Here is a 7,087-nt window from a genome sequence, read left to right as displayed (position 1 = left end):
CAAAATTGAACTACCTTAGCCCGGTTCAATTCGAGGAGCGGCAACGTTTAAAGGGCTAGGCAAAGCGTCCGGGAAACTGGGGGAAGCCCATTGGGTGATCAGTGCGACTCAATGAGCGTCAACAGCTTATGCCAGGGAGCTAGCAAGAGCATTTCGTCTAACAACTCACGCTGGCGCGCGCTTTATTGACTTCTTCTCAAATCCGGTAGCCATGCTCAATTGCTTCATGTGTGGATCGTCCCATGCGATGGGGCGAGGCGAGAGTTTTGCAGAGTTTCCTTAACCGCCCATCCGCTCATACAAGGTATAGCTGCGGTAAGACTTATGCGGCCCGCGCACCTGGTGCTCGATGACAAAGCCGCCGCTGCGCAGAAATTCGTAGCTGCTGTCATAGCGGTCTGCAATGCACAGGTGCGAGCTGCTGGCCACCAGTTGCCCATCGTGATCGACAGCAGGGCGCAGTTGGTGAAAAAGGCGCTGCTGCTGCGCATCGAAATAGATGCACAAGTCGGCACCCTGCTGGCTGAAAAAATAGCTGCCGCTGGCGCGAAACGTGCCGCCGTTGTGCAGCACCATCTGGCCGTTCTCGACATAGTGCGCGGAGTGGGTGCCCTCAGGCGTGAAGCTGGCCAGGCCCTGCACGGTGCCAATGGGATTGCGGCTCACCAGGTCCTGTAACGTACGGGAAAAGCGCCATTCGCCGTGCAGCGCGGCAAGCAGGTGTTCTGCCACCCAGGGTGGCTGGCGCTCGGTAGTCATCGCGGTGTTTTCCATAAGCAGTGCATCTCCATCGCAGACCTCTCAGTGCCGGGGGCTACGGTGAGCAGATGCGGTGGGCAGCGGCAGATTCTGCCAGGGTTTCTTGGGCTGCTGTAGCGCTGCAAGCGGCTTGCGCTGGGGCTTTGGCATGGTAGGTGAAATCTGACCATTTGTCCGTCTTGCCACCCACAGCCTTGGCGCTGGGGGCTGCTGATAATTCATTCACGCCATTGAGGCCAGCAACGCAGCCATTGTGGCGGTATTGCATGAATGACATGCCAGGAGACTATTTTTTGCGCTCCATTTATGGGTTCAAAAAATAGTCAGCTCTTTCACCATAACGATCCAAGGAAATACACCATGAAGCTCCAACCTACCATCGCCGCCCTGTGTGCAGCCGCCTTTTTCTCCGGTGGCGTATTCGCCATGACCTCTGCTGAGCAGAAGGTGGAGAAGGACCGCATCGAAGCCGAACACAAGGCCGCCAGCGACCAGTGCAAGCCCATGAAGGGCAATGCCAAGGATGTGTGCAAGAAGCAGGCCGATGGCCAAAAGAAGATCGCCATGGCAGATCTGAAGCACCGCGCCGAGCCTACCGAAGGCCACCGCCATGACCTGGCCAAGGCCAAGGCCGATGCCGAATACGATGTCGCCAAGGAAAAGTGCGATGACGCTACCGGCAACACCAAGGACGTCTGCCAAAAGGAAGCCAAGGCTGCTCACGTGAAGGCCCTGGAAGCTGCCAAGGTCGCCGAAGTCAGCGCAAAGCCATCGTCCAACCCATCGGACGTGGCTGATGCCCGCAAGGATGCTGCCGACAAGACCCGTGAAGCCGACTACAAGGCTGCCAAGGAGCGTTGCGACGCGATGGCCGGTGATGCCAAGGATGCTTGCGTGACCGATGCCAAGCGCAAGTTTGGCCAATAATCCTGGGTGGAAGTAGCGCTTCAACAGCGCTGCCTGCTTGCCCCTGGTGTGCTGTGTTCCATGGCCACCAGGGGCAAGTCGTATCTGCCGAAGCGAGTGCCTGCTATCTCGGCGAGGCTTCTGCACAAAAAGGCCTTTTATGGAGCAGCCGCTCAGCGGTGCGGAGTACAGTGGATGTTTATTGAAAGCGAAAGTGCAGCCATGCCGTCTAGTCTCCGTTCCCTTCTCTATACCAGCAAGCTGGCGGCAGGCTACGGTCCCACCGAGGTGGGGCGCATCGTCAAACAGGCACGCGAGATGAATGCCATCCATGGCATCACCGGCGTGCTGGTGTTTGATGGCGACTGGTTTGCGCAGTATGTGGAAGGCGCACCCGAGGCGATGGCCGTGCTTGAGGCGCACTTGCGCGCAGACCCTCGTCATTCCGATTTGACGGTTATCGATGCCGGCATCTCCGGCCCCAGGCGCCGCTTCCCCAACTGGGTGATGGGCTATGCCCATAGTGATATGGACAGCACAGGTTTGGACATTGCAGCCTTGTCACAGACGGATGCCTACGAGGCATTGGAACGCTTTGCCGATGCGGTGAAAACACTGGATATTTTGTGACCCGCTAAGGACGCTGTCCGCTAAGCGCCCGACACCGCTCTCTCGCACACTCCCCCACCTTCTCAGCCAGCATCAACGCTGGTTGTCAGGCTGCTTGCGAATACGCATGCAGGTCGACAGGCCCTGCGGCTCGCGGTTGCGCAGCTGCAGTGCGCCGCCATGGGCCTGCGCAATGGCATCGACAATGCTCAGCCCCAGGCCATGGCCGCCAGTATCCTGGTTGCGCGAGGCCTCTCCGCGCTCAAAAGGCTGGCGCATGCGCTCTAGATGCGCGGGCGGAATGCCAGGGCCCCGGTCTTCCACGCAGACCTGGGCAAAGCCATCATCCTCATCCAGCACCAGGCTGGCGCTGCCGGCATAGCGCAGCGCGTTGTCGATCAGGTTGTCCAGCGCGCGGCGCAGGTTCAAAGGCTGGCCCATGACGGGCGCGCGGATATGGCCACGGATATCGACAGGCTGGCCCAGCTCCTGCCGGTCCTGGCAGATGCTGCGGGCCAGCGCATCCAGGTCTATCTGCTGCAGCGGGCCCTGGTGCTCGCGCGCCTGGATGAAGGCCAGGGTGCTGTCGATCAGGCCCTCCATGCAGCTGAGGTCGCCACGCAGCTTTTGCTTGCCGCTGTCCAGGTCGGCGCTGTCCATCAGTTCCAGGCGCAGCCGCATGCGCGTGATGGGCGTGCGCAGATCGTGCGATACGGCGGCCAGAAAATGCGTGCGCTCCTTCAGGTTGGCGGCAATGCGCTGCTGCATGCGGTTCAGCGCATGGGCGGCCTGGCGCACTTCGCGCGGGCCGTCTTCGGGCATGCGCGGTGCGGCGACCACATCGCGCTCCAGCGCCTGCGCGGCCTGGCCCATGCGCAGCAGCGGGGTTACCACCCAGCGCACTGCCAGCAGCACCAGCAAAACCACCACCAAGATGCGGAACAGGTAGACGCGCAGCAGCACATCGGCCAGCACCTCCCAGCCGCTTTGCGCATGCCAGCCCGGGCTCAGCTGCGTGTCCAGCACCAGCCAGCGGCCGGGCGCCATCGCGATCTGCAAACCATAGTCCACCGTGAAAGGGTTGAGCCCGAAATAGCTGGACTGCGGCACGGCATGGCCCTGCGCATCCAGCAACTGCAGCCGCCGCAGCTGGGCCTGGCCCGCTTGGGGCAGCCGCGCATGCAGCACGCGGTTCACCAGCTCCTCGGCCTCCTGGTGCAGCTCGGCATCTTCTACCGGCAAGCGGGCTTGTGCCTGGTCCAGCACCCGGGCTTGCAGCCCCGGGCCAGTCAGGTAGGCCAGTGCCTGCGGGTCTTGGTTGTTCCGGTCCAGCACCTGCAGCGCATCGGCCAGGCGCTCTGCGGCCACGCGGGTGGGGGTTTCCAGGGTTTGGGTATGGCGCAGGTCCAGCCAGATGCTGCTGGTGAGGAACTGCGTGGCCAGCATGCCAACGGCCAGCACCAGCACCAGGCGGCCAAACAAGGTATCGGGCAGCCAGCGCGTCAGCAGCTTGCGCCGGTCGCTGGCCTGCAAAGGGGGGGCATCAGTCGCCATGCACAGGCGGCGGCACCAGCATATAGCCCTCATGCCGCACGGTGCGGATGATCTGGGGCTTGCGGCTGTCCAGCTCGATATGGCCACGCAGGCGGCTGATGCAGACATCGACGGCCCGGTCAGAGGCCGCACGCTCCCGGCCAAAAGCCAGGTCCATCAGCTGGTCGCGGCTCACGGCCTGGTGCGGGTGGCGCAGCAGGTGCTCCAGAATGCGGAAGTCCGAGCTGGCCAGGCTGATCAGCACATTGCTGGGCGACAGCAGGTGGCGCTGGCTCAGGTCCAAGCTAAAGCTGCCAAAGCGCAGCAGCATGGGTGCGGGCGGCTCGGGCATGCCCGGCAAGGGCGGGGCCTGGGGCCGCGCGCGGCGCAGCACCGCGCGGATGCGGGCCAGCAGCTCCATGGGCTCAAAAGGCTTGTTCAGGTAGTCATCGGCGCCCAGCTCCAGGCCCACCACGCGGTTGAGCACGCTGTCGCGCGCCGTCAGCATGATGATGGGGATCTGCGCGGTGGCCGGGTTGGCGCGCAGTTGCTGGCACAGCACCATGCCATCGGTGCCGGGCAGCATGATGTCGAGCAGGATCAGATCGGGCAGGCGCTCGGCCAGCGCGGCGGCCATCTGCTCGCCATCGCCCGCGCACTGGCTGTGCAGGCGCGATTTGGCCAGGTAGCTCACGATGAGCTCTCGCATGTCGGCGTCGTCTTCGACCACCAGGATCAGGGGGAGGTTTTCCATGGGTGTGCTTGGCCACGCCGGATAGCGCGCCGCCGGCTATTGTAAACGGGACATGAGAATGAGAATACATTTCATTTCATTTCCGTACACGGCGAATACATCACGGGGTTCCATCGTTTTTACAGTGCCAGCTTTGCAAATAAAAAAGGCGGTTGGCATGTTGGTGAATCGAAAGCGCGCAGGGGTGGCCGGGGTGCCGGTTTGGCTGCGATTGAGCCCGGTGGTGTGTGCCACCTTGGCGGTATGTTCCCAGGCGGCGCTGGCGCAAAGCGCGCCGGCAGACACCACCGCTGCCAAGCGCACGGCAGAAACCACCCAGCTCGAAGAGGTGGTGGTCAGCGCCGAATCCACCAATGCCAGCGAGGCCACGCGCTCGTACGAGAACCCAGCTGTCTCTAGCGCCACCGGCCTGCTGCTGACGCGCCGCGAAACCCCGCAGTCGGTCAGCGTGGTTACCCGCCAGCAGATGGACGACGAGAACGTGCAGACCCTGGACGATGCCTTGCTCAACGCCACCGGCATCTCGGCCACCCAGCTCGACGTGGGCGGCCGCACCAGCTACCGTGCACGTGGCTTCGAGATCACCAACTTCCGCGTGGATGGCGCCTTGATGAACGGCCAGACCGGCTTCTCCGGCCAGGGCTTGGCGCTCAACATGGACCTGTATGACCGCGTGGAAATCCTGCGTGGCGCCAACGGCCTGCTGGGCGCCACTGGCGATCCGGCCGGCGTCGTGGACCTGGTGCGCAAGGAGCCGCGCAAGACCCGTTTTGGCAGCGTGGGCGTGACCCTGGGCAGCCATGGCGGCCGCCACCTGACCGCCGATGTGAACCAGCCGCTCAATGCCGATGGCAGCGTGCGTTCGCGCTTTGTGTTCAGCGGCGATGATTCCAACACCTTCCGTGATCGCGAAAAGGACAAGTCCCTGGGTCTGCTGGCCAGCTTTGCGGCTGACATCACCCGCGACACCAAGGCGACCCTGGGCCTGCAGTACGAGCGCCGCCGCATCGATGGCGCCACCTGGGGCACCAATGTGCCGATCTGGTATGCCGATGGCACCGAGACCAACTTCAAGCGCAGCCTGAACTCCTCGGCCGACTGGAGCTACAGTGAGCGCGAGAGCAAGACCATTTTTGGCGCGCTGGAGCACCGCTTTGACAACAACTGGACGACCAAGCTCTCGGGCTCCTGGACGCGCGGCGATGTGGACAGCCACCTGGCGGTGGCCAAGGCCAACCGGGGCACGGTATCGGCCGGTTACTGGGCGCAGGACGGCAGTGGTGCCTACCTGAACACCTATTTGTCCGAAGCGCAAAGCACCACCAAGAACCTGCAGTGGTCGCTGAACGGCCCCTTCGAGGCGCTGGGCCGCCGCCACCAGTTCATGATGGGCGCGAACTACAACGACAACGAATCGACCGCCTACGGCCTGGACTGCTTCAACAGCGCGGGCAAGTCCGTCGCCTGCATGAACCGCATCAGCAACGGCTTTGCGATCGGCGACTGGCGCGAGTTCATCCGCTCCGGCGAAGGCATTGGCGAAGTGACCACCGCCCGCAACGGCAAGGACACCGTCACCCGCATCAAGACCTATGGCACCTATGCGGCCACACGCCTGAGCATCACCGATCCGCTGTCGGTGATCGTCGGTGCGCGTCTGAGCTGGCAGCGCAATTTCTCCAACGGTGTCGTCACCTCGGACTTCAGCCACCAGGTCACGCCTTACCTGGGCGCGGTCTATGACCTGAACCGCAACTACTCGCTCTACGCCAGCTACACCGATGTGTTCGAAGCCCAGTCGCAGCGCCGGGTGGATGGCACCTACCTCGACCCCAAGTCCGGCACCGCGATGGAAGTCGGCGTCAAGGGCGAATGGCTCGATGGCCAGTTCGATGGCTCGCTGGCGGTGTTCCGCAACAAGCAAAAGGATGTGGCAACCATTGCGCGTGATGTCAGCGGCGACCCGCTCTACGTGACCGGCGACGAGGGCGTGACCGCCTATGTCAATGGCGCATCGGGCGTGACGACCAAGGGCTTTGAAGTGGACTTCTCCGGCCGCATCACCCCGAGCTGGAACGTCTATGGCGGCTACACCTACCTGTCGGTGAACAACCCCAACTCCACCGGTGCGGAAGATGACCCCAAGCACCTGCTGCGCCTGAACACCAGCTACCGCCTGCCTGGCAGCTGGAACAAGCTGACCCTGGGCACCGGCCTGACCGCGCAAAGCAAGATGCACCAGGTGGCGACCGGCACCAGCCACCCCACGGAAGGCGCCAATGTGAACATCGACTTGAAGGCCTACACCCTGTTCCATGCGATGGCGCGCTATGAGATCAACAAGGACCTGGTGGCGACCCTGAACATCTCCAACCTGTTCGACAAGACCTACTACCGCCAGTACGGCTTCTACTCGGGCGCCATCTACGGCGAGCCGCGTACCGTGCGCCTGAACCTGCAGGCCAAGTTCTAAACAAAGCACCGCGTTCCTAAGGTGGGCCTTATCCGGCCCACCCCTGCTGCAGC

6 protein-coding genes are annotated in these 7,087 nt (G+C 63.0%); 3 read left to right on the top strand and 3 right to left on the bottom strand.

What is annotated here, in order from left to right; translation table 11 throughout:
- Window positions 1–279: 279 nt before the first annotated feature.
- Entirely contained in the window at window positions 280–774 is a 495-nt protein-coding gene (locus LPW39_RS14090; RefSeq protein WP_230776132.1) for a DUF6314 family protein, read from the bottom strand.
- A 345-nt stretch (window positions 775–1,119) separates the two neighbouring features.
- Here LPW39_RS14090 and LPW39_RS14085 point away from each other — a divergent pair, with 345 nt between their 5' ends.
- Together LPW39_RS14085 and LPW39_RS14080 are read left to right on the top strand one after the other, a co-directional pair.
- Window positions 1,120–1,686, top strand: a complete 567-nt coding sequence (locus LPW39_RS14085) for a hypothetical protein (protein WP_230776129.1) — start codon at window positions 1,120–1,122, stop codon at window positions 1,684–1,686.
- 201 nt (window positions 1,687–1,887) lie between these two features.
- The gene (locus LPW39_RS14080; RefSeq protein WP_230776126.1) at window positions 1,888–2,295 is read left to right on the top strand and encodes a BLUF domain-containing protein; all 408 of its coding nucleotides are present in this window, start codon (window positions 1,888–1,890) and stop codon (window positions 2,293–2,295) included.
- 72 nt (window positions 2,296–2,367) lie between these two features.
- On the opposite strand, the gene LPW39_RS14075 is transcribed toward LPW39_RS14080, so the two are convergent.
- Both LPW39_RS14075 and LPW39_RS14070 read right to left on the bottom strand, forming a co-directional pair.
- Window positions 2,368–3,828 (bottom strand): sensor histidine kinase, encoded by a 1,461-nt coding sequence (locus tag LPW39_RS14075; protein ID WP_230776123.1) that lies wholly within the window; start codon window positions 3,826–3,828, stop codon window positions 2,368–2,370.
- On the bottom strand, window positions 3,818–4,561 hold the full coding sequence (locus LPW39_RS14070; RefSeq protein WP_230776112.1) for a response regulator: 744 nt from the start codon (window positions 4,559–4,561) through the stop codon (window positions 3,818–3,820). The genes LPW39_RS14075 and LPW39_RS14070 overlap by 11 nt, the downstream gene beginning before the upstream one ends.
- A gap of 157 nt (window positions 4,562–4,718) precedes the next feature.
- On the opposite strand from LPW39_RS14070, the gene LPW39_RS14065 reads away from it, so the two are divergent.
- Window positions 4,719–7,034, top strand: coding sequence for a TonB-dependent siderophore receptor (locus LPW39_RS14065; RefSeq protein WP_230776110.1), 2,316 nt, complete (start codon window positions 4,719–4,721; stop codon window positions 7,032–7,034).
- The last annotated feature ends 53 nt before the right edge of the window (window positions 7,035–7,087 follow it).

Origin of the sequence: Comamonas koreensis (assembly GCF_021026195.1) — a bacterium.
Classification (GTDB): Bacteria; Pseudomonadota; Gammaproteobacteria; order Burkholderiales; family Burkholderiaceae_C; genus Comamonas; species Comamonas koreensis.
This window is presented reverse-complemented; position numbering and strand designations above follow the sequence as displayed.

Excerpts from the sequence above, each read along its gene's own strand:
- LPW39_RS14085 (WP_230776129.1), top strand. The coding sequence starts at position 1,120 with ATGAAGCTCCAACCTACCATCGCCGCCCTGTGTGCAGCCGCCTTTTTC.
- LPW39_RS14070 (WP_230776112.1), bottom strand. The coding sequence starts at position 4,561 with ATGGAAAACCTCCCCCTGATCCTGGTGGTCGAAGACGACGCCGACATG.
- LPW39_RS14065 (WP_230776110.1), top strand. The coding sequence starts at position 4,719 with ATGTTGGTGAATCGAAAGCGCGCAGGGGTGGCCGGGGTGCCGGTTTGG.
- LPW39_RS14080 (WP_230776126.1), top strand. The coding sequence starts at position 1,888 with ATGCCGTCTAGTCTCCGTTCCCTTCTCTATACCAGCAAGCTGGCGGCA.
- LPW39_RS14090 (WP_230776132.1), bottom strand. The coding sequence starts at position 774 with ATGGAAAACACCGCGATGACTACCGAGCGCCAGCCACCCTGGGTGGCA.
- LPW39_RS14075 (WP_230776123.1), bottom strand. The coding sequence starts at position 3,828 with ATGGCGACTGATGCCCCCCCTTTGCAGGCCAGCGACCGGCGCAAGCTG.